This is a genomic window from Enterococcus sp. C76 (genome assembly GCF_040886985.1).
Taxonomy (GTDB): Bacteria; Bacillota; Bacilli; order Lactobacillales; family Enterococcaceae; genus Enterococcus_B; species Enterococcus_B lactis.
In genome coordinates, this window is sequence record NZ_JBFOEY010000079.1 from 1 (window position 1) to 280 (window position 280).

A 280-nucleotide genomic window follows, 5' to 3' on the forward strand; every position below is an offset into this window, starting at 1 on the left:
ATGGCTAATAATCATCCATTAGAAGAAGACCTCGTATATCCAGCCGATGAAGTCAAAATAATCGTGTTGAATGAAGTGCAAGGGGTTAATACCAAAAAAACAGATGGGACAGGCCGAGCAATTTTGGAAGAACGAGTAGAATATACGATCCATCCGGGAGAAATTAATGTTCATGTTCAATTAAATCCTTTAGAAGATGTCTCTTTATTGAATTATTATTTCTTACAAGCCGATGTTCGGAATTGGTTCAATCGAAAATTGACGGCATTAGATGATCCCG

Annotated in this window: 1 protein-coding gene; it reads left to right on the top strand. The window is 37.1% G+C overall.

The features are described from left to right. Positions 1–280, top strand: a 280-nt coding sequence (locus AB3I00_RS14835) for a hypothetical protein (RefSeq protein ID WP_368025648.1), incomplete at both ends; no start/stop codon positions are given.